We start from the raw sequence: 22173 nt of genomic DNA, 5'->3' as shown, positions 1-22173 counted from the left end.
TGAACTAAGCAGATTGACCTTCTCTCACATCAACATTGTTGTATTTAATTTTATCCATTATGTGATCAATTTTTTTTACATCAGCATCTCTCACACACATATTTTCACTTAAATATCTTTTCCAATGGCTGGCACCAGATTGACCGTGAAACAAACCTAATGTATGTCTCATGATTTGATTTAACCGAGTTCCTTTTTTCAATTCATCTTTTACATAAGGAATTAATTGCTCAACAACATCTTGCCTACTAGGAATATCCTCATTATTAAAAATTTCTCTCTCAATATCTGCTAACAAATAAGGTGTATGATAAGCAGCTCTTCCAATCATAACTCCATCTGTTTTTTCTAAATGTGGTTTAATTTGATCTACAGAAGTTATTCCCCCATTTATTATTATTTCTTCATTTGGAAAATCTTCTTTTAATTTATAAACAAACTCATATTTTAAAGGCGGAATATTTAGATTTTGTTTAGGCGTAAACTTGCCAAGCATAGCCTTTCTTGCATGAATAATAAAAGTTTTAATACCTGTGGATTTTAGAGTAGATATGAAATTATGTAAGTTCTCATAATCTTCGACATTGTCATATCCAATTCTAGTTTTTATGGTTACAGGTAATTTAGTTTTTGACTGCATTTCAGCTAGACAATCTGCAACTAAGTTTGGCTCTTTCATTAAACAAGCACCAAATTTATTTTTCTCTACTTTTCTACTTGGACAGCCTAAATTTAAATTAATTTCATCGTAACCAAAGTCTTCTCCAACTTTTGTTGCCTCCGCAAGTAACTTGGGTGAAGATCCACCCAATTGAAGTGCTACTGGCTTTTCATTGATATTGAATTCGAGTAATTTTTTTTTATCACCTCTATTGATTGCTTCATCGACAACCATTTCAGTATAAAGAAGTATATTTTTGGATATTAGTCTTAAAAAATATCTTTCATGACGATCTGTACAATCCATCATAGGAGCAACTGATACCAACCTATTCATAAACTAAGACTTTATATTATTTTTTTATGAGTTTGAAGCTTCTGGATCTTCAGAAGCAACATCTGCCTCTTGATTTTCTGATTCTGAAACTTCATCTAATGAAACTTCACCTTGTTCATTCATAGTTTCTTGACCAACTGAAGCGTCAACTTCAGGTGTAGCTGTTTCAGATAATTCAGCTAAATCTTCCTTTGATACTTGAATTTTTTCTGGAGTTTTTCTTGCTCTTTTAGATGGTAAAATTGGAGTACCACTTTTTGAAATTTCTCCTTTGTAAAGATTTTCAAAATCATCACCTATATCTTCATCGTCTTCTACACCGTCATCAACTTGCTCAACGTGTTTTCTAAGTTTGTAAACAGCGCTTTCAGTTAAATCTGATACTTTGATTTTTTCTTCAGCAATTTCTCTTAAAGATATCACTGTATTTTTATCATTGTCTCTATCTATTGTTGGTTCTAAACCAGCATTAAGTTGAGTAGCTCTCTCTTTAGCTACTAAAACAAGTTCATAAGGACTTTCTACTTTATCTATGCAGTCTTCTACTGTTACTCTAGCCATGCGCAGTATCTACACAGTGAGTCAAATAAAATCAAGGGATATTTTTACAAATAATGGGGATTTAACTTATTTTTTATCATGAATAAAAGTACAAGCATAAATCCAACGTATATTGCGGAAAAAGTAGTGATTTGTTCAATACCAAAACCTTTGTCTATTAAAAATCCATATAAAGCAGTTCCAAAAGCAGTGGAGAAAACCATTAAAGCAGAAGTCATAGCTTTTATCCCTCCAATAAATCTTACACCATATAATTCTGCCCATGTAGATGTACCTAAAACATTTGCAAAACCATTGGTCATTCCTAATAATCCTAAAAAAATAAATGAAACGATAGGATGATCAAAAAATATCAATATCAAAGCAGCAATCAACATAGGAATGTTTGTAAAAATTAATAATTTCCTGCTTGAAAACTTATCAATTAAAATACCAGTCATAAATAAAGTCAAAACAGAACAAATCGAATAGGCCATAAAAGATTGAGCTATCACATATGGACCCCATCCCTTAGAAATTTGAACAAATGATTGAAAAACTGCAAAGCCTGTAAAAATCCATGGCATTGCTAATAAGTTCCCACATATAATATAAAACTTATAATCTTTTAATACTTCTCCTCTAGACCATTGTTTAATTGTATCTTCTTGAGAATCATTATTACTGTCAGACTCTCTAGAATTAATATTTAAATTATTTATTAAAAACATTGAGGCAACAGGTAGAAATAAAATAATAAGTAAAGAAAATCCTACCCATAACTCTCTCCAATGAATGAAAGTTAAAAAATATACTATTAAAACTGGTAAAATAAATTCTGCTAATGACAAACCTAGCCAAGAAGTACTTAATGCTTTTCCTCTGGATTTGTCAAAATATCTTGAAACTGTAGTACTAGCAGTATGAGACATCAGCCCCTGACCAAATAACCTCATTAAAAAAATTGCTAAAAATAAAAAAACTATTGAATTGATTTTAGAAAATATAAATGAAGATATGCTTAATGATATAATTACAAAATATGCAAATTTAATTGCACTAAAATCATCTATTTTTTTTCCAACCCATATTAATATAAAACTACTGCATAAAGTTGCGGAAGCATAAATTGATCCAAATTGTCCATGAGAAATAGAAAGAGTTTCTCTAATACCAGTGTTAAACAAACCAAGAAAATAACTCTGTCCAAAACTTGAAAAAAATGTAAAAATAAAACCAAATATAATTACTTTTAAACTTAAACTTTTAAACATAGATAAAAATTATGACTTGTAATGTTGCTTTCATAGGTCTTGGGGTTATGGGCTACCCAATGGCTGGTTATATATCAAAAGCCGGACACAATGTAACTGTTTTTAATAGAACAAAATCAAAAGCTGAAAAATGGATTGGTGAATACAAAGGAAAAATGGCTGACACTCCTGCTCAGGCAGCAGAAGGTGCGGATTTTATTTTTACATGTGTAGGTAACGATAATGATTTAAGAGAAGTAGCTACAGGAGAGAATGGATTATTTAATACAGCAAAAGCTGGATCAATATTTATTGATAACTCAACTGTATCCGCAGAAGTATCTAGAGAATTATATAAAGCTGCAAAAGATAAAGGTTTTGATTTTTTAGATGCGCCTATATCTGGAGGTCAATCTGGTGCGGAGGGTGGAATACTTACTGTAATGGTTGGTGGTGATGAAGAAGTTTTTAAAAAAGCAGAACCAATAATTGATTGCTACAGTAAAAAAGTAAAATTAATTGGATCTTGTGGAAGCGGACAACTTACTAAAATGATGAATCAAATGTGTATTGCTGGAGCAGTGCAAGGTTTATCAGAAGCAATTAATTTTGGAATAAACGCAGGTTTAGATATGGATAAAGTAATGGAAACTATATCTAAAGGTGCAGCACAGTCTTGGCAGATGGAAAATAGATATCGAACTATGACAGATGATAAGTTTGATTATGGATTTGCAATTGATTGGATGAGAAAAGATTTAAAAATTGCAATTGAAGAAGCAAAAAGAAATGGTTCACCTGTGCCAATTACAGAAATCATAGATGGTTACTATGCGGAAGTACAAGAAATGGGTGGTAACCGTTGGGATAGCTCTGCACTTATTGCTCGATTAAAAAAGAAAAAATAATTTGTGACTGATACTGTTCCTTATTATGAGGACTTTGTAGAGATCAAAAAGAAAATTTGGTCTATGTTGGATAATGCTGTCAAAGACAGAAGCTCACCTTTTAGAATACCTGTTTTTATATGTGGAAGCCAATCTGATTTAGATGGTAGAATTGTAGTTCTTCGAAAATCAGATCAATCTAATAACTTAGTTCAGTATCATAGCGATATTCGTTCTGATAAAATTAAAAAATTAAAATCTAACAAAAATGCAGCAATGTTATTTTATGATAAAGATGAAAAAATTCAGGTTAGGCTAAAAGTAGAGTGTACCATTAATCATAATAACGAAGTTACTAAAGAATCTTGGTCAAAAACCCAACACATATCTAGAAAATGTTATTTAGTTGATAATGGACCAGGAACTGTGTCTGATACTCCTACATCTGGACTGAAACCTGAGCTTGATAATTTTGATTACACTAAAGAACAAAGTGAAGAAGGTTACAAAAACTTTACGGTTATTCAGTGCAAAATAAAATCAATAGAATGGTTATATTTAGCCGCTAAAGGTCATCGAAGAGCAAAATTTGATTTAGTAAATAATAAAGATACCTGGTTAGTACCTTAAATCCCTTTTACAATTATATTGCTTCCTTCAGAGTTTTGAAGACGAATATCTTTAACTGGCTTATACTCATCAGAGTGATACCATTCTAAAGCTTTTTCATATGATGGAAATTTAATGATTACTAATCTTGGAAAATTATCTTCGCCCTCTACTACTTGATATTCACCATTTCTAACTAGATATTCTCCACCAAATTTTTTTACAACCTCTGTAACTTTAGCTACATATTCTTTATAGTTTTCTGGATTTGTTACTTTTAATTGAGCTATAACGTAACCTGCTGACATAATTATCTCCCTTTTTTAGTTGCTCTATTCATTATTCCAAAGCCAAGCTGCTCCCCTCACACCACTTGAGTCACCATGTAGATTTTTTAAAACTTTCGTTTCTATTTTTTTTGCAAATGTATATTTGGGAATTAATTTTGGAATGTTGTTATAAAGTCTATCAATATTTGACATCCCTCCGCCTAAGACAATTGCACTAGGATCAAAAATCCCAATCATTACAGCTAATAATCTTGCCATTCTATCCTCATATAAAGAAAATTCTAAATTAGCATGATCATCATTATTTTTATCTAATTCTACAATTTCTTTGGTTGTAAGATTTGTATTATATTTTTTATTAAATATATTTGTAAAACCAGTTCCTGAAATAAATTGTTCTGCACATAAAGGTCTTCCACAATTCCCTGAAGGACATTTAACATCAAGTTTAATTTCTTCATCAGTTGGATAAGGTAATGGTTGATGCCCCCAATCTCCTGCTATTTGATTAGCTCCTTCAATAATTTCTTTTTTGTGAGACAAACCCGCACCTAAACCTGAGCCAATTATTATTCCAAAAACAGTTTCATAATTTTTTCCTGCACCATCTATTGCTTCAGATAAAGTTAAGCAATTAGCGTCATTCATTAATTTTACTTGTCTTTTTAAAGCAATTTCTAAATCCTTTTCAAATGGCTTATCATTTAACCACAAACAATTAGCATTAGTTACTAACCCCGTATCTCTTGATGAAAATCCCGGCAAGCCTAGTCCTACACTACAAGTTTGGTTGCTAATTTTATCAAATTCATCAACAAGTTTTTTTACTATTTGAATTCCAGAACTATAATTTTTTTCGTGTATATATCTTTTTCTTTCAATTTGATTTCCTTTATCATCAATTAAAATTCCTTCAATCTTAGTACCTCCATAATCAATACCGATTTTAAATTTTTTATTCATAGATTTAATATTTAAAATATTGATTTCGAATATTTCTTCCAGTTATCTTGGTAGTGTTTAGTGTTTTCCTCTACAGCTTTTTTTTCTTCAGCAGTCACTTCTCTTATAACCTTTCCTGGAGAACCAACTACTAATGAATTGTCAGGTATCACTTTATTCTCAGTAATTAATGCTTTTGCTCCAATGATGCAGTTTTTCCCTATACTTGCTTTGTTCAAAATTACTGCCCCAATTCCAATTAAACTATTATCTCCAATGGTACAACCATGAAGCATCACTAAATGACCTACAGTAACATTCTTTCCTACTTTTAAAGGACACCCGGGATCTGTATGTAAAACACTGCCATCTTGAATATTAGATCCCTCGCCTATGTGAATATTTTCTATATCGCCTCTTAAAACAGCATTAAACCAAATGCTTGTATTTTTCTCCAATGTAACATCTCCAATTATAGTTGCATTAGGAGCTACCCAATTTTCGCCAGAGTTTTTTGGTTTTTTATCTTTTAAATCATAAAACATAATTTATATATTCTTACAGTATGCCAATACAAACTCCAATATGTGATTTTGGTCAAAAAGCTATTCCGTTTGAATTAAAATCAACTGAAAATAAAATTCTCTCTTTAGATGATATCAAAGGAGAAAATGGAACTTTGATAATGTTTATTTGCAATCATTGTCCCTACGTAAAAGCAGTTACAAAAGAGATAGTTGAAGATTGTAATGAACTAAAAAAAATTGGAATAAATTCAGTTGCAATTTGTGCAAATGATGCTGAGAATTATCCTGAAGACTCTTTTGAAAATATGATTAAATTTTCTAAACATAATAATTTTAATTTTCCATATTTAATCGATGAAATACAAAATATTGCAAAAGCATATGACGCTGTCTGTACACCAGATTTTTTTGGTTATAACAAAAATTTAGAACTTCAATATCGAGGAAGATTAAGAGAGTTAAGAAATCTTATACCCGTTAAAGAAGGTGAAAGTGATTTGTTAAAAGCTTTGAAACAAATTGCTGAAACAGGCGAAGGTCCTAAAGAACAAATTCCTAGTGCTGGCTGCAGCATAAAGTGGAAAACTAATTAATGTATTTAATTGTTACCAGATCTTTTCCTCCTGAACTTGGTGGAATGCAGAGCTTGATGTGGGGTTTATCAAGAGAGTTATCTAAAAACTTTATGATCAAAGTGTTTGCAGATTATATTGATAATCATAAAGATTTTGATGAACAAGCTTCGTTTTCAATTGAAAGAGTTGGTGGAATAAAACTTCTTAGAAAATATAGAAAAGCTCAATTAATTAATGAATTTATCAAAGAGAATAAGGTTGAAGGAATAATTGGAGATCATTGGAAAAGTTTAGAATTAATTAAAACTTCCAAAAAAAAATATTGTCTTATACATGGTAAAGAAATCAATCATCCTAAAGGGTCAAATCAAAATAAAAGAGTTTTAAATGTTCTTAACAATGTAGAAAAAGTTATTGCTAACTCACAATATACTAAAAACCTTGCTATTGAATGTGGTGTTAATGAAAATAAAATTGTTGTTATAAATTGTGGAGTAGATCTACCAAAAGAATTAAACGAAAAATCATTAGAAAAAGTTGAAAGCTTACTAAAAGTCAAAACTCCAAGATTAATTACTGTTTCAAGATTTGATAAAAGGAAAAATCATGAAAAAGTAGTGATGGCTCTTAGAAATCTAAAACAAATTTATCCAGATATTGTCTATATTTGTATTGGATACGGTGATGAAGAAGAAAATATTAAAAAATTAGTAAAAGAATTAAATTTAGATGAACAAGTAATGTTTTTTAAAGATATAAGTGATGATTTAAAAAATGCACTAATCGCTAAATCAAATTTATTTGTAATGCCTTCTGTAATTCATAAAAAATCTGTTGAAGGGTTTGGAATTGCTTATGTTGAAGCAGCACAATACGGTGTACCATCTATAGGTGGTAAAGATGGAGGTGCGGCAGATGCAATAGATCATGAAAAAACTGGTTTAATATGTGATGGAAATAATCTTGATGATATTTATTCCTCAATTAACTCAATGTTAGAAAATAAAAAATATTTAGAATATGGAAAAAATGCAAAAGAATTTGTGAATAAATTTCAATGGTCAAAAATAATTGAGGAATACAAAAAGATACTAAATTGATTTCAAATAATAAATTAGCAATTTTTTTAATTATAATCTCAGTTTTTTGTGGAACATTAATGTTAACCTTTTTAAAATTAGCACAAGAGGAAGTTAATGTTTATGTGGCAGGTTTTTTTAGATTTTTATTTGGTTTCCTGATTATTTTTCCTTATATGTTAAAAACTAAGTTTGCAGTTTTTAAATCAAATCATCATAAAAAACATTTTCTTAGAGCAGTTTTAAACTTACCTTCAATGCTTTTATATTTCTCAGCTTTAACAATGATGCCAATTGAAAAAGCTACCGCAATATCTTTTGTTGTTCCTTTCATAGTAACTATTTTGGCTGTTTTGTTTCTTGGAGAAAAAATTTATATCTACAGAAGTTTTGCGCTAGTTTTAGGATTTATTGGCATGTTAGTAATTTTAAGACCAGGTATGATTGACATCTCTATTGGAGTGTATATGGCGCTGGCATCTTCTTTTATGTGGTCAATAGTGATTATAATTACAAAAACTATAACAAAAGAGGATAGTTCGATTACAATTTTATCTTATGGATACTGTTATATGACTATTTTTAGTTTCTTTATTGCATTGTTTTATTGGCAAACACCTAGTTTACAAACTTTGATTTATTTATTTTTTGCAGGTCTTTCTGGCACATTGTTGCATCTTTGTATTAATCACGCTTATAAATTAGTTGATGTAAGCATGACCCAACCCTATTCTTTTCTGAGTTTAGTATTTGCATCTCTGATTGGTTACTTTGTGTTTAGCGAAATTCCTGATCTCTTTACTTGGATTGGTGCAAGTATAATATTTTTAGGAGTTTTCATTATGTCATACCGTGAAATGAAGCTCAATAAAGAAATAATAAGAAAACGAATAGATATTAAATCTTAATTTTTTCTCTTAAAGGTTTTGTAAATATGCCAAACTACAATTAAAATTGTAGTAGCTAGGATACATGCAGTTAATGTTCTGTCCCACAAAAATTCCCAAGAACCATTACTTAATAATAAAGAACGTCTTAAGTTTTCTTCCATCAATCCACCAAGTACAAAAGCTAATATCAAAGGTGGCATAGGGAAATCATATAATCTTAAAAACGTTGCAACTACTGCAATTCCAATCATTAAATAAATATCAAAATTATTGAATGACATTACGTAAATCCCAGTAACAGAAAAAAATAAAATTAAAGGTATTAAATAATTTTTAGGAACAGCAAGAATTCTAGCTATATAGGGAATGAGTGGTAAGTTTAATATAAGAAGTATTACCATTCCAATATACATAGACATGATAATAGACCAAAAAATCTCTGGATTGGTCATATAAAGTCTAGGACCAGGCTGAACACCAAAACCTAAAAGAGCCCCAAGCATTACAGCTGTAGTTCCACTTCCAGGAATTCCTAAAGTAAGCATTGGTACAAAAGAACCAGAGCAAGCAGCATTGTTTGCAGTTTCTGGTGCTGACAAACCATTTACGCTTCCCTTACCAAATTTTTCTTTTTCCTGATCACTAACTACGTTTCGTTCCATTCCATAAGCTAAAAAGGATGCAATTGTTGCGCCAGCTCCAGGTAAAACACCAATTAAAAAACCAATTACTGATGATCTTGGAATTGTTTTATACATTTTAGTTCGTTCTTCTTTATTAATCTTAATTGAGCCTAATTCAGTTAATGAAACTTGTTTAGCAGCAGTTGTTGGATCATTTCTCTTTAAAATAATTGTTAAAGCTTCACTCATCGCAAAAGTTGCCATCACAACTAATACAAAGCTAATACCATCAGTTAAGTTCATATTGTTAAATGTATATCTTGTAATATCAGACAAACTATCTTGACCAACAGATGCTAACATCAAGCCTAAAACAACCATCATCATTGCTTTTAAAAATTGTCCCTTAGATGAGAAAGCTGCAATGGCCGTTAAACCTAAAATCATCAAAGCAAAATAATCAGGTGATCTAAAAGATAAACTTACTTTAGATAAACTTGGTGCCATAAATAATAAATAAATTGCAGATAATGTTCCACCAGCGAATGAACTCCATGCAGCTATTGCTAAAGCTTTTCCAGCCTTACCTTGCTGTGCCATTGGATAACCATCAAATGAAGTTGCAACTGTTCCTGGAACACCGGGAGCATTTAATAGTATTGAAGAAGTTGATCCACCAAATACTGCTCCATAATAAACTCCAGCCATTAAAATTAATCCAGTTGCAGGTTCAAAACCATATGTAATAGGTATCATTAAAGCAATTGCAGTCATTGGACCAAGACCAGGAAGCATTCCAATAATTGTCCCAAAGAAACAACCAACCATTACCATTAATATATTTTGAAGCGTAAGTGCAGTTGTTAATCCAATTAGTATTCCTTCAATCATCCCATTACTCCAATTAATTGTAAAAATGGATCTCTTAAATAAATATCAAGAATACCATGAAGCAAATACATAAAGGCAGCAACAAATGGAAAGGATAATAAAAACATTAAAATCCACCTTCGTTCTCCTAAAAAATAATATGAAGCAAATAAAAATAATGAAGTTGTTAAAAAATAACCAACTTTTAAAATTGTAGCTCCGTAAATAATTGCGATTAATATTAGTATACCAGTTTTTTTATACTCTAAATTTTTATGCTCTACTTTAATTGTGTTTGGGTCTGGTAAAATAAGTTTTAATCCAGAAAAAAATAATCCTGCATAACCTAAATAAATTGGAAATGTTCTAGCATTAAATGGAGCATTTTCATCGAATGTGAAAACTTGAATTTGATAAGCTAAATATAAATAAAATGCTGAAAAAATAAAAAAGAGCAGTGATATAATTTTTGTAGTATTTATATTCACTGCTCTAATTTTAATTTCTAACCAAAGGTTAGATAACTCCTAGTTTTTTCATAAGAGCTGTCATTTCTTCAGTTTGTTTTTCTAGGAAAGATACAAACTTACCTTCAGGGTTATAAATATTAACCCAAGCATTTCTTGCTCTTACTGTTTCCCATTCAGGAGTTTTTTGTACATCGCCAAGCATTTTTGCAATTGCTGCTTTATCAGCGCTGCTCATGCCTGGAGGGCCAAAGAAACCTCTCCAGTTAACGAATTGTACATCATAACCCTGTTCTTTAAGAGTTGGTGCATCTGGTGCATCAGAAACTCTTGAAGGAGCAGTAATACCAATGATTGTTACTTGGTCTCTTGCACCCATCAATTCACCTAAACCAGTTGAAATAATTTGAGTTTCTCCAGATAAAAGTCCAGCTAAAGCTTTTCCACCAGCATCGTAAGGAATGTATGCAACAGCATTTGGATCTGCACCTGCAGCTTGGAATGCTAAAGCACCAATTAAATGGTCCATACTTCCTCTTACTGATCCACCAGCCATTTTAATTGAGCTTGGATTTTTTTTGTATGCATCAACTACATCTTTAAAGTTTTTGTAAGGTGAGTTTTTTGCAACTGCAATAGCACCGTAGTCACCAATAACACCAGCAATCGGCACAACATCTTTATAAGATAAAGTTCCACTACCTTTTACGTAACCTTCGTGTCTAGTAATTGATCTTAATACTAATGGTGTAGATTGAACTAAAACTGTATTAGCAGGTTTAGTATTAATCATGTAAGCAAGTGCTTTACCACCACCACCACCTGACATATTTTCAAATGATGCACTTTTTAACATACCAGCTTTTGTTAAAGCTTCTCCAGTACCTCTAGCAGTTCCATCCCAACCACCACCAGCACCACCACCGATTACAAAGTGCAATTTATCAATTGCTACTGAGCTAGTGGTAGTTGCTGAGAATAGTAAGATTGCTGAGAATAATACTGAAAATAATTTTTTAAGATTACTCATAATACCTCTCTTCTTGTTTATTAATTAAATTATATTAAACATTTAATATAAAGTAGTGTCAATGATATAGAAATTTAAAGATGAATTCATCAACACAGAAAATTAAAGAAAATTTGTCTCAGTTATTTACATTAAAATTTATAACTGTTTTTTTGATAAGTGTACCAAGTGCAATAATTGCAGAACAATTAAATATTCCACTTGCTTGGTTTTTAGGTCCAATGATTATCACATCAATTGCTGCTTTATCAGGAATAAAAATCATTATGCCTAAAATTGTTTTGAGCTTTATTCTAATTATTTTAGGTTTGCATATTGGAAATTACATAGATCAAAATCTATTTAATCAAATGTTTGATTGGATTTGGACTTCGCTAATTATGTTAATCTACATAATAATTTGTATTTTAGTTGTTGCTAAATACCTCCAAAAATTTGCAAGTTATGGAGAAAAAGCTTCAATCTTTTCAGCAGCTCCAGGTGCACTGGGTCCTTTAATGATTTTAGCTGAAAATGAAAAAACGGATTTATCTCAAGTTGCAACCTCTCACTTAATTAGATTAATCATCATAATAACCGTCATTCCATTTATTATAGTAAATAACACTCAAAATGATGTTTTGTTAAATGATGAATTTAATTACTTGGCTCAAAATCATTTAAATTTAATTTTACTTATTGTTGCTTCTTTATTTTTTATTTTTGTTTTTGAGAAAATTAGAGTGCCAGCAGCCTTATTATCAGGAACATTATTTGCAAGCGGCCTATTACAAATTACAGATGTAGCAACGTATAAATTGCCAAACGAAACAGTAAATTTTTGTCTGTTAATTCTTGGTTCTTCTGTTGGATGTAGATTTGCTGAAAAAACAGTGAAGGAAATTGCAAACAATTCACTGCATAGTATTGTGGCGACAGTAATATTGGTGACATTGGGCTTACTTGCTTCATTTGTTGCAACATTCTTTGTTGATACAAATATTTTAACTTTAATATTATCTTTTAGTCCTGGAGGAATTTATGAAGTGGCAGTTATAGCAATTGCTTTTGATTTAGACCCAGACTTTGTTGCTTTTCACCATATAATAAGATTGCTGTTTATACTTTTCACAGTTCCAATATTTTTAAGAGTTTTAGAAAAAATTAAGAAATAATTTTAGAAAGTCTTTCAAAAACTTTTTCTGCTGAGAGTTTTGATAATTCGGGGGCTTGTATTGCTGTAAAGTTATCTCTTTCAATACTGACTTTAAATGGAGTAGTGTGAGAACCAAATAAAGCAACACCCCTTGATCCTAAGTGTGCGGTTATATGAGCGGGTCCAGTATCATTAGCGACCACAAATGAACTATCTTTAATCAATGCAGATAATTGTGAAATATTTAAAGCTTTGCCATTATCTAAAACACATAAAGCATTTATATTTTTTGCATCTTTAATTTCATCTGGTCCAGGTGCAGAAACTACTTTAAATTTATTCTCGAATTTTTTATTAATCATAGCGATTAGGTCGTTATAGTAAGGCCATTTCTTTGAAGTTAAATGAGGTGAGCAAAAAGGAAAAAGTATTATGTATTTATCTAGTTCGTAATTGTTTTTTATTTCTGAAATATCAACTGTACTCCACGAAAAGTCTGGTTTTATTGTATGATTGGTATTAATTCCTGAAGATTTTAACTGATGATCAAATCTTGAAAGAACAGAATCTTTATCAAAATCTTTTTTAGTTGTTCCTTCTGGTAGAGTTGTTTCTGTTGAACACCAAATAGTTTTGTCAGCTTTAGGAAATAATATATTTTTGTAAAATGATGTTCTGCTAGAATTTTGAAGATCATAAACTTTTGAGAAATTATGTTTTTTAATCTCTCTCATTAGTAAATATAAATAAATTAAGTTAATCTTTGATAATCTCTTATCTAGAATAACATTTGAAATATGTGGGTTTTTTTTAAATAGTTCAAAATAAGGTTTTGTTGTTAATAAGTGAATTTGATCATCTTTATGATTTTCAGAAATATCTTGAATTGCCCCACATGCTTGAGCTATATCGCCTAAGGATCCATGTTTAATAATTAAAATATTAGACATAATTCTAACAACTTAACATAGTATAAAGTTTTATGAATAAAATTATAGTAGAGGTTTCAGTTGGAGAGCTTTTAGATAAGATTTCAATATTAGAAATTAAACAAGGTAAAATTAAAGACCCAGAAAAATTAAGTTTTATAAATAACGAGCACTCTATTCTTAAAAATCAGTTAGAAAAAAATGTTAAGTCTGATGAGAAACTTGAAAAATTATTTCAAGATTTAAAAGATATAAATGCTAAACTTTGGGTTATTGAAGATGACAAGAGAGATTGTGAAAAAAATAAAGATTTTGGAGAAAAATTTATAAAACTTTCTAGAGACGTTCATTTTTTAAATGATGATCGTGCAAAAATAAAATTAGAAATGAATAACCATACTGGCTCTGCTATTAAAGAGATTAAAGAGTATACTAGTTACTAAAAACTTTTGGGAACCAATCCTCTCTCATCAGATCTCCTGATTTTAAATTAATTCCATCAAATGGTGGTGATGTTGGGCCACTTCTTTTAACAAAAGTAACATCATCACCTATAAATCTCATAGAAAATGCTCTACGAGATTGAGAACTTTGATTTCCTGTGGAACCATGAACAGTTTTAAAATTAAATAAAACTGCATCACCTAATTTTAGGTCGGGAACTAATACATCTTCTTCAAATTCTTCTTTTTTTGGAAGATTCATAAATGAACTGTCATCTTCATACCAAGGTTGATCATTAGACCATTTAGTAGGTTTTAAAAGTTTTTTCCATTTATGTGATCTTAAAATTAATTTAAGGGTATTTTCTTTATTTACTTCATCTAATGGTATCCAAAAACTTCCTGTATCATCTCCATCAACACAATAATATGGCATGTCTTGATGCCAAGGTGTTTCTTTGTTTGTACCTGGATCTTTTATAAAAAGATGGTCATGAAAAATTTGTATAGAATTTGAATTTGTAGCTTCAGCAACTATCTGAGCAGCAAGAGAATTAAACATACAATTTTTGAATTCTTTTATTCTTTCCCAATTGCAATAATCTTCAAAAAATCTTCCCTCATTCACACTCACATTTTCCCTTCCATGTTGACTAGGGTTGTCTAAAACTTTTTGAAAACCATTTCTTAATGGCTCAATCCAATCTTGAAATGCACCTTTAATTATTATTGCACCAAGATTTTGATAATCATCAATCTGTTTTTGAGAAAGATACATTTTATTGTTGGAAGCTATATTTTTTTTCTAAATACTTAATCACATTATGAATAACAAAAGTCATAAACAAATATATTCCACCAGCCACAATAAATACTTCTATAGGCTTAAATGTTGTTGATATGATGTATTTAGCAACACCAGTTAAGTCCATTAGTGTTACTGTGCTTGCTAACGAAGTGCCTTTCATCATTAAAATTATTTCATTTCCATAGGCAGGAAGAGATTGTCTAATCGCAATAGGTAGTTGAATTTTATAAAATATAATTTTGTTTGAAATACCTAGACTTTTCCCAGCTTCAATAATTCCTGGTTTTATAGTTTGAAATGCAGATCTTAAGATTTCAGACGTGTATGCGCCTGTATTTAATGTAAAGGCAATAATTGCACACCAATAAGGCTCTTTTAAAACAACCCATAAAACTGTTGATCTTAAATATTCAATTTGTCCTAATCCAAAGTAGATAATAAAAATTTGAACTAATAAAGGAGTACCTCTGAAAACATAAGAGTATCCATAAGCAAATTTATTAATAAATATATTTTTGTTTAATCTTAAGATTGCAAAAAATAATCCAAGAAATAATCCAAAAAACAAAGATGCTGATAAAAGTTTTAAAGTAATAACAGTTGCTCCTAAGAGTTTTGGAAAACTAGTGATCATTAAATCAAAATCCATTAATAACCCCTACTATATTTTGCTTCTAATTTATTAATTAACTTCATACTTATGTAAGTGAGCAATAAATATAGAACTGCTGCAAAAGAATAAAAAAATAATGGATCTCTTGTAGATCCTGCAGCAATATAAGATTGTCTCATGATTTCGACCAAACCAGTTACTGATATTAAAGAGGTATCCTTCAAAGTAATTTGCCAAACATTACTTAAATTTGGAATTGCTAATCTTAACATTTGAGGAAGAATTATTTTATAAAATTGACCAAACTTGCTTATTCCTAAAACTTTAGCAGCTTCGAACTGCCCTTTATCAATAGACTGAATGGCTCCTCTAAAAACTTCTGTTGAGTAAGCTCCTGAAATTATACCAATCGCAACTGCGCCAGTAATAAATGCATTAATCTCTATGTATTCGTAATAACCAAATATTGATGCAACATACATGATTGCACCACTCCCCCCAAAAAATAATAAATATATTACTAATAGTTCTGGCACACCTCTAATTACTGTCGTGTAAAAATTACCTATAAAGTTTAGTGTTTTATATTTTGAAAGTTTAAAAGGAGTAAAAATTGAAGCAAACAGGAAGCCAACTAACATCGCTGTAACAGATACAGCAACAGTCATTAAGGTTGCGTAAAATAACTCGTCACCCCAACCTGTTTTTCCAAATGCAAGAAGTTCCATATAGACTGGCGACTATATATTATAGTCGCCAAATCCAAAATTAATTACATAGAAGCGTCGAAACCAAAATGTTTAATTGCAAGTTTGCTTATTATTCCTTGTTTTCTAGCTTTGTTAATTGCTTTATTGAAATCTTTTAAGATTTTAGCGTCTCTTTTTCCGATTTTGCTATCACTAGCTTGTCTGATTCCAACACCAACTCCATTTCCAAATGCACCTCCTGAAAAAGTTGGTCCAACTAAAACAACTGGCTTACCAGATTTATCTGCATAATCTGTAAACGCTACAGCTGCAGCAAGTGCAACATCACATCTTCCAGAAGTTAAATCTAAGTTTACCTCGTCTTGAGTTTTGTAAGTTCTAACATTTACACTTCCAATATCACCAGATTCTAAAAAGTTTTGGTGAATTGTACCTGTTTGAGTACAGACTGTTTTTCCAGCTAGAGCATCAGTTAGAGTTTTGAGAGCTTTTTTAACACTAGAACCACCTAAAGATAAGTTGATACCTTCTGGTGTATTCATGCCTTCTAAGCTTGAACCTTTCATTACAGCAAGAGATGCAACTTCATCAGCATAACCTTGTGAGAAAGTAATTGTTTTCTTTCTTTCATCAGTGATTGACATACCGGCCATGATTGCATCAAATTTTCTCATTACTAATGCAGGTATCATTCCATCCCAATCTTGCTCAACGATTGTACACTCATACTTCATAATTTTGCAAAGCTCTTGAGCTAGCTCAACCTCAAATCCAATTAAATTGCCAGAAGCATCTTTTGAATTCCATGGAGGATAAGCACCTTCAGTTCCAATTTTAATTTTCTCAGCAGAAACATTTCCGATGATTAAAAAAGAAGCCAGAACTGTTAAAATAGTTTTTTTGAATATATTCATTTTTTCTCCTTTAATTGGAATAATTATTTCACAATTTTTAGAAAGAAAAAAGAAAAATTAATGATTTATTGAAGATGAAAAGTTCCAAGCACAATCAAAACTTGGTATGTAAACTCTAGATAATTTAGCATTACCAAAATTTTGATTAAAAACATTTAACCAACTATCAACTTGCTTAGGTTTTTTATCCTGACTTCCAACTTGAGCTGTTATCACCCCTTTTGGTTTTAATATTCTAACCAATGAGTCCATATTTTTTGCTGCTAGATCTATGCAAAACTGGTCATCATTTAAATCTACAAAAATATGATCGTAAGTATCATCAGCAACTGATTTAATACTTTCAAATGCATCTCCCCATACACATTTAACTGAATTTTTTTCTGTAGCTTTTTTTCCAATATCACCAAGATGTTTGTTGCAAACATCAACAACTTCTGGATCTAACTCATACCAATCAATAAAATTAAAATTTTTTGAAATACATTCTCTTGCAACTCCACCATCTCCACCTCCGATGATAGCTGCTCTTTCATTATCTTTGTTTAAATTTAAACCTGAACCAACAAATGTAGAGCTGTATAAGTGTTCATCGGTTGCAGCAACTTGAATTTCACCATCTATAAACAATGATTTTCCAAACTGCTCAAGATCTAAAATTTCAATATGTTGACCAACTTTGGATTTAAAATCTTCCAAAACATCATTTACTACATAAGATTTTTGTAAACCTGGAGAACTATAAATGTCATGATAAAGTGATTTTGTATCTCTATTAAATTCTTTTTTAACAATTCTTGTATGTTCAAATTCTTTTTTAATTATATTAATTGCAACTGTCGGACTTACTTTTCCACAAGTAAAAAAATCAAAACTGATTATTCCTTTTTCAGGAAATGTATGAAAACTAATATGGCTTTCTGCTAAAAGAGCCAATATTGTGAAACCTTGTGGTTCAAATTTATATTTAGAAATATTTAATATTGTAACTTTTGCAGCTTTTGCAATTTCATGAATTACTTTTTCATAAACAGAAGGATCGTACTCTTTTGTAGTTCCAATGATGTCTAGAGTTATATGTTCTCCAACTTTGGTCATTAGCTATCCTTTTTTATAATTTTTAGCTTTGGATAAAACTTTATTCATTTCTGCTATAGAAAGAATTTTAGGCTTACCCAATTTCAGGCTCGTTATATACTGAAGCGATATATTTTCAACCTCTTCAGCTAACTCAAAAGCTTTTGGTAAATTATCTTCAAATGCAATCTGACCGTGATTTGCAATTAAGCAAGCTTTTCTACCTTTTAGAGCTCTCAAAATATTTATAGATAACTCTCTTGTTCCAAAGGTTGCATATTTTGCACATTTAATGTCATAGCCACCTGCCATTGCAACCATGTAATGAAAAGGAGGTATTCCTTTATTATGAGTAGATACGGCAGTTGCATTTGTTGAATGAGCATGAACAATAGCTTTAGCTTCTTTTTTATTTTTATAAATATCTTGATGAAATTTCCATTCTGAAGAGGGAATACCTTTTTTCTTGTCAAACTTACCGTCTAATGAAACGAAAACTATATCTTTATTTTTTAAAGTTGAGTATTTTTTTCCAGACGGGGTAATTAAAAAACCATTTTTATACCTTACTGAGATATTTCCAGATCTTAAAGCTGATAATTTTTTTGTATTCAACATTTTTGAATATCGAATAATTTCAGAACTTAAATTTTTCATTTGAATAAGTTTTTTAGTCCATCGGTGGAAGCTTTGCATACTCCTCTTTCAGTAATTAATCCACTTACATATTTTGCAGGAGTTACATCAAAAGCTAAATTCATTGCTTTACTTTTTTGTGGGTATATCAAAACTTTCTTAACTTGATTGTTTTCATCAATACCCTCAACATGAGACAATTCCTGAGAATTTCTTTCCTCAATAGGAATGTCTTTTGCATCTTTGATATTCCAATCAATTGTTGAACTTGGAAGTGCAACATAAAAAGGGACTTTGTTATCATGTGCAGCTAAAGCTTTTAGATAAGTTCCAATTTTATTGCATACATCTCCATTGGACAAAGTTCTATCTGTTCCAACAATACACATATCAACTTCGCCTCTTTGCATTAAAATCCCTCCAGTATTATCAGCAATAATTGTATTTGGAATTTCTTCCTCATTTAGCTCATATGAAGTTAAATTTGCACCTTGGTTTCTTGGTCTTGTTTCATCTACCCAGACATGAACTGGAATTCCTTTTTTATGAGCATGATAAATAGGTGAAGTTGCTGTTCCCCAATTAATAGTTGCTAACCAACCTGCATTGCAATGAGTTAAAATATTTACTGTACTTTTTTTCTTATTGTAAATTTCTTCAATTATTTTTAATCCATTAATACCTATATTTTCACAAAATTTTTCATCCTCATCACAAATTTCCTTAGCTTCTTTTAAAGCTATATCTAAAATTTGATCACTATTGATGCCAGATAATTTTTTCATCACACGATTAACTGCCCATTTTAAGTTTATCGCAGTAGGTCTTGATTTAATTAATTCTTCTGAACATTTACTTATAAATTCTTGAGAGTTGTTCTCATGAATGGCCAAAACTATTCCATAAGCAGCTGTTGCCCCAATTAAAGGAGCACCTCTAACTTCCATAACCTTGATTGCATTTATTGCATCTTTAACTGATTTAAGATCTTTTATTATAAATTGATGTGGAAGTTTTGTTTGATCAATTATTTTTACTATTTTATCCTCGTACCATATTGTTCGGTATTCTTTTCCTTGAATTCTCATTTACTCAAAACTCTACCTGCAACCGTTTTTAACTTATCTATTGTTTTTTGGGTTCGTTTTTTCGGAGCAGTAATAATAGCTACATCTAAGCAATTATTGGTTGGATCATTTGCATCTATATGGTTCTCAAAATCATCAATTAAATTTTTAATCATAACTTTTGCTTTTTCAGCATTTCCTAACAAAACTTTTATTACTTGTTGAACATCAACATTTTCATGATCTGGGTGCCAACAATCAAAATCTGTAACCATTGAAACTGATGCATATCTTATTTCAGCTTCTCTAGCTAATTTTGCTTCAGGCATATTAGTCATACCAATTACATCTGCTTTCCAAGATCTATATAAATTAGATTCTGCCAATGTAGAAAATTGTGGACCTTCCATAACAACATAAGTTCCATTTCTTTGATATTCTATATTGGATTTTTTGATTGCTTCTTCACAAGCATTCATTAGTCCATTAGATGTAGGATGTGCCATCGATACATGGGCAACGATTTCATCATCAAAAAAAGTTTTTACTCTTGCAAAAGTTCTATCAATAAACTGATCAACAATAACAAATTTTCCAGGTGGCAACTCTTCTTTCAAAGATCCTACGGCTGAAACTGAAACAATATCAGTAACACCTAACTGTTTTAACGCATCGATATTTGCTCTAAAATTTATATTAGATGGAGAAACAAAATGCCCTCTTCCATGTCTAGGTAAAAAATATACTTCTTTATTTTTATAATTAGTTTTTAATATATGATCAGATGGTTTACCCCAAGGTGTATCAATTTGTAATAATTCTCTGTCAGTAAATTCTTCAACATCATAAAGACCACTTCCACCAATTATCGCTAATTTATTTGTTGTCATAATTTAAAATATATTTATTTATAATTGAGTATTATGAATTTAAAAGATCATATTAGATCAATTCCTGATTATCCTAAAAAAGGTATTTTATTTAGGGATATAACTACTCTAATTAAAAATGAGGAAGCTTTTGCTGAAACAATTAATCAAATTATTGAAAGATCTAAAAAATACAAAATTGATAAAATTGCTGCAATAGAATCAAGAGGTTTCGTGTTTGCCTCTGCTGTTTCTTATATACTTAAAAAACCTTTTATAATGTTGAGAAAAAAAAATAAGTTACCAGCTGAAGTACATTCAGTAGATTTTGAATTAGAATATGGAACTGCAACTATTGAGGTTCATAAAGACTCTATTTTAAAAGATGAGTCTGTTTTAATAATTGATGACTTAATTGCAACTGGTGGCACCGCAGAAGCTGCTGCTAAATTGGTTGAAATGTGTGATGCAAAAGTAGCTGCATTTGTTTTTGTTATTAATTTATTTGATTTAGGTGGATCAGATAATTTGGTAAATAAAAATTATAAAGTTGAAAACTTAATAGAATTTCCAGGACATTAAATGGTAGCGGGAAGTGGGATCGAACCACTGACCTCGGGCTTATGAGTCTATCGCCATGAACCCTGCTCTACTCAACTAGAACAATTACTCCTGTAAATGCTCTCTTTCCTTTCTATACATATTGAATCAAATTAAAGAAACTTAGTCAAGAACCAATGTCATTGGAGCGTATATGGAGCAAAGATATTTTATTAAACAATTAAATATTATTTAATAAATTTAAAATACAAAGAAAATAGAATAAAACCTATAAGAAAACTCCTACAAATATCCTTAAGCTTTGATAAAAAAATATATTAATAATTTCAAACATTGAATGAAATAATGTGAATTGTAAAAACTAAAGATAGCGAAAACGCTATTTCAGTTATACCAATTTGTTGGAATAACAGATAAAAAAACTCAAATTGAACAACATCGCTTATTTTATTAATTTAAACTTAGCAAAAAAAAAGTAAAAATATTAATGTGAAAAAAAATATTTTAGCTCTCTTAATATTGTTATTTTCTTCAACAATTACCTGCAGTGCTGAAACTGTTCTTGGAAAGGTTAATGGTTTAGTTTGTATGGATTGCCAAATTAAACTTTTAAAAGCTTTGACAGATAAAGCTGGTGTTAAAACTCATGTTCAAGTAGCTTGGCCAGAAGGAGTTGCAATGGTTGCTTCAAAAAATAAAGCAAACATTACAGAAGATGAATTTAAGAAAATTATAGAAAACAATGGTTTTCAAGTAAAAAAAGTTACTACCATCAATGAGTATATAAACTCTGCAAAAGATGGTGTTAAAATTCTTAAATCTGTAAATTAAA

26 protein-coding genes and 1 pseudogene are annotated in these 22173 nt (G+C 30.3%); 9 read left to right on the top strand and 18 right to left on the bottom strand.

Features of this window, described 5'->3' with window-relative positions:
• Positions 1-4: 4 nt before the first annotated feature.
• The 3 genes and pseudogenes from dusA to ACTTA6_RS01675 form a co-directional block, all read right to left on the bottom strand.
• Positions 5-997, bottom strand: coding sequence for a tRNA dihydrouridine(20/20a) synthase DusA (dusA, locus tag ACTTA6_RS01685; RefSeq protein ID WP_440614248.1), 993 nt, complete (start codon positions 995-997; stop codon positions 5-7).
• 180 nt (positions 998-1177) lie between these two features.
• Positions 1178-1558: pseudogene (gene rpoZ / locus ACTTA6_RS01680) on the bottom strand (DNA-directed RNA polymerase subunit omega); the annotation flags it as partial.
• Between the two features lie 44 nt (positions 1559-1602).
• On the bottom strand, positions 1603-2811 hold the full coding sequence (locus tag ACTTA6_RS01675) for an MFS transporter (protein WP_440614247.1): 1209 nt from the start codon (positions 2809-2811) through the stop codon (positions 1603-1605).
• An 11-nt stretch (positions 2812-2822) separates the two neighbouring features.
• Between ACTTA6_RS01675 and ACTTA6_RS01670 the strand changes: the two genes are divergently transcribed.
• Both ACTTA6_RS01670 and ACTTA6_RS01665 read left to right on the top strand, forming a co-directional pair.
• Positions 2823-3698 (top strand): NAD(P)-dependent oxidoreductase, encoded by an 876-nt coding sequence (locus ACTTA6_RS01670; RefSeq protein ID WP_440614246.1) that lies wholly within the window; start codon positions 2823-2825, stop codon positions 3696-3698.
• Positions 3699-3701: 3 nt separating this feature from the next.
• Positions 3702-4307: a flavin-binding protein gene (locus ACTTA6_RS01665; protein WP_440614245.1), complete on the top strand. Its 606-nt coding sequence runs from the start codon at positions 3702-3704 to the stop codon at positions 4305-4307.
• Here the strand turns inward: ACTTA6_RS01665 and ACTTA6_RS01660 are convergent.
• Genes ACTTA6_RS01660 through ACTTA6_RS01650 form a run of 3 tightly spaced genes read right to left on the bottom strand, consistent with a single transcriptional unit; the run spans position 4304 to position 6063 of the window.
• Complete coding sequence (locus ACTTA6_RS01660; protein WP_262589034.1) at positions 4304-4594, bottom strand: DUF1330 domain-containing protein; 291 nt, start codon at positions 4592-4594, stop codon at positions 4304-4306. The two genes, ACTTA6_RS01665 and ACTTA6_RS01660, sit on opposite strands and share 4 nt — an antisense overlap.
• A 24-nt stretch (positions 4595-4618) precedes the next feature.
• On the bottom strand, positions 4619-5539 hold the full coding sequence (locus tag ACTTA6_RS01655; protein ID WP_440614244.1) for an ROK family protein: 921 nt from the start codon (positions 5537-5539) through the stop codon (positions 4619-4621).
• Between the two features lie 11 nt (positions 5540-5550).
• Positions 5551-6063, bottom strand: a complete 513-nt coding sequence (locus ACTTA6_RS01650) for a gamma carbonic anhydrase family protein (RefSeq protein ID WP_440614243.1) — start codon at positions 6061-6063, stop codon at positions 5551-5553.
• A 20-nt stretch (positions 6064-6083) separates the two neighbouring features.
• On the opposite strand from ACTTA6_RS01650, the gene ACTTA6_RS01645 reads away from it, so the two are divergent.
• Genes ACTTA6_RS01645 through ACTTA6_RS01635 form a run of 3 tightly spaced genes read left to right on the top strand, consistent with a single transcriptional unit; the run spans position 6084 to position 8607 of the window.
• Positions 6084-6638, top strand: a complete 555-nt coding sequence (locus ACTTA6_RS01645) for a thioredoxin family protein (RefSeq protein ID WP_440614242.1) — start codon at positions 6084-6086, stop codon at positions 6636-6638.
• Positions 6638-7720: a glycosyltransferase family 4 protein gene (locus ACTTA6_RS01640; RefSeq protein ID WP_440614241.1), complete on the top strand. Its 1083-nt coding sequence runs from the start codon at positions 6638-6640 to the stop codon at positions 7718-7720. Before ACTTA6_RS01645 ends, ACTTA6_RS01640 begins: the two co-directional genes overlap by 1 nt.
• The gene (locus tag ACTTA6_RS01635; RefSeq protein ID WP_440614240.1) at positions 7717-8607 is read left to right on the top strand and encodes a DMT family transporter; all 891 of its coding nucleotides are present in this window, start codon (positions 7717-7719) and stop codon (positions 8605-8607) included. Before ACTTA6_RS01640 ends, ACTTA6_RS01635 begins: the two co-directional genes overlap by 4 nt.
• Here the strand turns inward: ACTTA6_RS01635 and ACTTA6_RS01630 are convergent.
• The 3 genes from ACTTA6_RS01630 to ACTTA6_RS01620 are packed head-to-tail and all read right to left on the bottom strand — an operon-like array spanning position 8604 to position 11579.
• Positions 8604-10103 carry a tripartite tricarboxylate transporter permease gene (locus tag ACTTA6_RS01630; protein WP_440614239.1) on the bottom strand — a complete coding sequence of 500 codons (1500 nt, stop codon included), beginning with the start codon at positions 10101-10103 and terminating at the stop codon, positions 8604-8606. The genes ACTTA6_RS01635 and ACTTA6_RS01630 overlap by 4 nt on opposite strands.
• Complete coding sequence (locus ACTTA6_RS01625; RefSeq protein ID WP_023855083.1) at positions 10100-10570, bottom strand: tripartite tricarboxylate transporter TctB family protein; 471 nt, start codon at positions 10568-10570, stop codon at positions 10100-10102. The genes ACTTA6_RS01630 and ACTTA6_RS01625 overlap by 4 nt, the downstream gene beginning before the upstream one ends.
• 28 nt (positions 10571-10598) lie before the next feature.
• The gene (locus tag ACTTA6_RS01620; protein ID WP_440680375.1) at positions 10599-11579 is read right to left on the bottom strand and encodes a tripartite tricarboxylate transporter substrate binding protein; all 981 of its coding nucleotides are present in this window, start codon (positions 11577-11579) and stop codon (positions 10599-10601) included.
• An 80-nt stretch (positions 11580-11659) separates the two neighbouring features.
• Between ACTTA6_RS01620 and ACTTA6_RS01615 the strand changes: the two genes are divergently transcribed.
• The gene (locus ACTTA6_RS01615; RefSeq protein ID WP_440680374.1) at positions 11660-12733 is read left to right on the top strand and encodes an AbrB family transcriptional regulator; all 1074 of its coding nucleotides are present in this window, start codon (positions 11660-11662) and stop codon (positions 12731-12733) included.
• Here ACTTA6_RS01615 and ACTTA6_RS01610 read toward each other — a convergent pair.
• Positions 12723-13664, bottom strand: a complete 942-nt coding sequence (locus ACTTA6_RS01610) for a glycosyltransferase family 9 protein (protein ID WP_440680373.1) — start codon at positions 13662-13664, stop codon at positions 12723-12725. The genes ACTTA6_RS01615 and ACTTA6_RS01610 overlap by 11 nt on opposite strands.
• Before the next feature lie 32 nt (positions 13665-13696).
• Here ACTTA6_RS01610 and ACTTA6_RS01605 point away from each other — a divergent pair, with 32 nt between their 5' ends.
• Complete coding sequence (locus ACTTA6_RS01605) at positions 13697-14086, top strand: DUF6165 family protein (RefSeq protein WP_440618291.1); 390 nt, start codon at positions 13697-13699, stop codon at positions 14084-14086.
• On the opposite strand, the gene ACTTA6_RS01600 is transcribed toward ACTTA6_RS01605, so the two are convergent.
• The 8 genes from ACTTA6_RS01600 to ACTTA6_RS01565 are packed head-to-tail and all read right to left on the bottom strand — an operon-like array spanning position 14076 to position 20801.
• Positions 14076-14864 (bottom strand): phytanoyl-CoA dioxygenase family protein, encoded by a 789-nt coding sequence (locus ACTTA6_RS01600; RefSeq protein WP_440680372.1) that lies wholly within the window; start codon positions 14862-14864, stop codon positions 14076-14078. The two genes, ACTTA6_RS01605 and ACTTA6_RS01600, sit on opposite strands and share 11 nt — an antisense overlap.
• A gap of 1 nt (position 14865) precedes the next feature.
• Positions 14866-15543, bottom strand: coding sequence for an ABC transporter permease (locus ACTTA6_RS01595; protein WP_440680371.1), 678 nt, complete (start codon positions 15541-15543; stop codon positions 14866-14868).
• On the bottom strand, positions 15543-16235 hold the full coding sequence (locus ACTTA6_RS01590) for an ABC transporter permease (RefSeq protein WP_440680370.1): 693 nt from the start codon (positions 16233-16235) through the stop codon (positions 15543-15545). Before ACTTA6_RS01590 ends, ACTTA6_RS01595 begins: the two co-directional genes overlap by 1 nt.
• A gap of 44 nt (positions 16236-16279) precedes the next feature.
• The gene (locus tag ACTTA6_RS01585) at positions 16280-17131 is read right to left on the bottom strand and encodes a transporter substrate-binding domain-containing protein (protein WP_440680369.1); all 852 of its coding nucleotides are present in this window, start codon (positions 17129-17131) and stop codon (positions 16280-16282) included.
• Between the two features lie 57 nt (positions 17132-17188).
• Positions 17189-18229, bottom strand: a complete 1041-nt coding sequence (gene speD / locus ACTTA6_RS01580) for an adenosylmethionine decarboxylase (protein ID WP_440680368.1) — start codon at positions 18227-18229, stop codon at positions 17189-17191.
• A gap of 3 nt (positions 18230-18232) precedes the next feature.
• Complete coding sequence (locus tag ACTTA6_RS01575) at positions 18233-18865, bottom strand: class II aldolase/adducin family protein (RefSeq protein WP_440680367.1); 633 nt, start codon at positions 18863-18865, stop codon at positions 18233-18235.
• Positions 18862-19932 carry an S-methyl-5-thioribose-1-phosphate isomerase gene (mtnA, locus tag ACTTA6_RS01570; protein ID WP_440680366.1) on the bottom strand — a complete coding sequence of 357 codons (1071 nt, stop codon included), beginning with the start codon at positions 19930-19932 and terminating at the stop codon, positions 18862-18864. Before mtnA ends, ACTTA6_RS01575 begins: the two co-directional genes overlap by 4 nt.
• Positions 19929-20801: an S-methyl-5'-thioadenosine phosphorylase gene (locus tag ACTTA6_RS01565; protein WP_440680365.1), complete on the bottom strand. Its 873-nt coding sequence runs from the start codon at positions 20799-20801 to the stop codon at positions 19929-19931. Before ACTTA6_RS01565 ends, mtnA begins: the two co-directional genes overlap by 4 nt.
• A gap of 33 nt (positions 20802-20834) precedes the next feature.
• Between ACTTA6_RS01565 and ACTTA6_RS01560 the strand changes: the two genes are divergently transcribed.
• Together ACTTA6_RS01560 and ACTTA6_RS01555 are read left to right on the top strand one after the other, a co-directional pair.
• On the top strand, positions 20835-21362 hold the full coding sequence (locus ACTTA6_RS01560) for an adenine phosphoribosyltransferase (protein ID WP_440618283.1): 528 nt from the start codon (positions 20835-20837) through the stop codon (positions 21360-21362).
• 468 nt (positions 21363-21830) lie between these two features.
• Complete coding sequence (locus tag ACTTA6_RS01555) at positions 21831-22172, top strand: hypothetical protein (RefSeq protein WP_440618282.1); 342 nt, start codon at positions 21831-21833, stop codon at positions 22170-22172.
• Position 22173: the final 1 nt, after the last annotated feature.

The organism is Candidatus Pelagibacter sp. HIMB1636 (genome assembly GCF_052047675.1).
Taxonomy (GTDB): Bacteria; Pseudomonadota; Alphaproteobacteria; order Pelagibacterales; family Pelagibacteraceae; genus Pelagibacter.
Note: the sequence above shows the minus strand (reverse complement) of the source record. Positions and strands in the feature narration are given on the sequence as shown.

Excerpts from the sequence above, each read along its gene's own strand:
- dusA (WP_440614248.1), bottom strand. The coding sequence starts at position 997 with ATGAATAGGTTGGTATCAGTTGCTCCTATGATGGATTGTACAGATCGT.
- ACTTA6_RS01675 (WP_440614247.1), bottom strand. The coding sequence starts at position 2,811 with ATGTTTAAAAGTTTAAGTTTAAAAGTAATTATATTTGGTTTTATTTTT.
- ACTTA6_RS01670 (WP_440614246.1), top strand. The coding sequence starts at position 2,823 with ATGACTTGTAATGTTGCTTTCATAGGTCTTGGGGTTATGGGCTACCCA.
- ACTTA6_RS01660 (WP_262589034.1), bottom strand. The coding sequence starts at position 4,594 with ATGTCAGCAGGTTACGTTATAGCTCAATTAAAAGTAACAAATCCAGAA.
- ACTTA6_RS01655 (WP_440614244.1), bottom strand. The coding sequence starts at position 5,539 with ATGAATAAAAAATTTAAAATCGGTATTGATTATGGAGGTACTAAGATT.
- ACTTA6_RS01650 (WP_440614243.1), bottom strand. The coding sequence starts at position 6,063 with ATGTTTTATGATTTAAAAGATAAAAAACCAAAAAACTCTGGCGAAAAT.
- ACTTA6_RS01645 (WP_440614242.1), top strand. The coding sequence starts at position 6,084 with ATGCCAATACAAACTCCAATATGTGATTTTGGTCAAAAAGCTATTCCG.
- ACTTA6_RS01640 (WP_440614241.1), top strand. The coding sequence starts at position 6,638 with ATGTATTTAATTGTTACCAGATCTTTTCCTCCTGAACTTGGTGGAATG.
- ACTTA6_RS01630 (WP_440614239.1), bottom strand. The coding sequence starts at position 10,103 with ATGATTGAAGGAATACTAATTGGATTAACAACTGCACTTACGCTTCAA.
- ACTTA6_RS01620 (WP_440680375.1), bottom strand. The coding sequence starts at position 11,579 with ATGAGTAATCTTAAAAAATTATTTTCAGTATTATTCTCAGCAATCTTA.
- ACTTA6_RS01615 (WP_440680374.1), top strand. The coding sequence starts at position 11,660 with ATGAATTCATCAACACAGAAAATTAAAGAAAATTTGTCTCAGTTATTT.
- ACTTA6_RS01610 (WP_440680373.1), bottom strand. The coding sequence starts at position 13,664 with ATGTCTAATATTTTAATTATTAAACATGGATCCTTAGGCGATATAGCT.
- ACTTA6_RS01605 (WP_440618291.1), top strand. The coding sequence starts at position 13,697 with ATGAATAAAATTATAGTAGAGGTTTCAGTTGGAGAGCTTTTAGATAAG.
- ACTTA6_RS01600 (WP_440680372.1), bottom strand. The coding sequence starts at position 14,864 with ATGTATCTTTCTCAAAAACAGATTGATGATTATCAAAATCTTGGTGCA.
- ACTTA6_RS01595 (WP_440680371.1), bottom strand. The coding sequence starts at position 15,543 with ATGGATTTTGATTTAATGATCACTAGTTTTCCAAAACTCTTAGGAGCA.
- ACTTA6_RS01590 (WP_440680370.1), bottom strand. The coding sequence starts at position 16,235 with ATGGAACTTCTTGCATTTGGAAAAACAGGTTGGGGTGACGAGTTATTT.
- ACTTA6_RS01585 (WP_440680369.1), bottom strand. The coding sequence starts at position 17,131 with ATGAATATATTCAAAAAAACTATTTTAACAGTTCTGGCTTCTTTTTTA.
- speD (WP_440680368.1), bottom strand. The coding sequence starts at position 18,229 with ATGACCAAAGTTGGAGAACATATAACTCTAGACATCATTGGAACTACA.
- ACTTA6_RS01575 (WP_440680367.1), bottom strand. The coding sequence starts at position 18,865 with ATGAAAAATTTAAGTTCTGAAATTATTCGATATTCAAAAATGTTGAAT.
- mtnA (WP_440680366.1), bottom strand. The coding sequence starts at position 19,932 with ATGAGAATTCAAGGAAAAGAATACCGAACAATATGGTACGAGGATAAA.
- ACTTA6_RS01565 (WP_440680365.1), bottom strand. The coding sequence starts at position 20,801 with ATGACAACAAATAAATTAGCGATAATTGGTGGAAGTGGTCTTTATGAT.
- ACTTA6_RS01560 (WP_440618283.1), top strand. The coding sequence starts at position 20,835 with ATGAATTTAAAAGATCATATTAGATCAATTCCTGATTATCCTAAAAAA.